Source organism: Pseudomonas sp. SIMBA_068 (assembly GCF_046534705.1).
Taxonomy (GTDB): Bacteria; Pseudomonadota; Gammaproteobacteria; order Pseudomonadales; family Pseudomonadaceae; genus Aquipseudomonas; species Aquipseudomonas putida.
The window spans coordinates 1-247 of sequence record NZ_JAWRYI010001283.1 but is presented as its reverse complement, the minus strand read 5'-3'; the positions used below and the strand labels follow the sequence as shown (position 1 = coordinate 247).

1 pseudogene is annotated in these 247 nt (G+C 55.1%); it reads left to right on the top strand.

Features of this window, described 5'->3' with window-relative positions:
- Nucleotides 1-247, top strand: a pseudogene (locus tag SB756_RS33705) (asparagine--tRNA ligase); the annotation flags it as partial.

Below are 247 nucleotides of genomic sequence, written 5' to 3'. Positions count from 1 at the left end.
GGCAACAATTTGAAATTCAGGCCAGCAAGGTTGAAGTTGCTGGTTGGGTTGAAGATCCAGACACTTACCCGATGGCGGCAAAACGCCACAGCATTGAGTATCTGCGTGAAGTCGCTCACCTGCGTCCGCGCACAAACCTGATTGGTGCCGTCGCGCGCGTTCGCCATACGCTGGCGCAGGCGCTGCATCGCTTCTTTAACGAGCAGGGATTCTTCTGGGTTTCAACGCCACTGATTACCGCATCTGA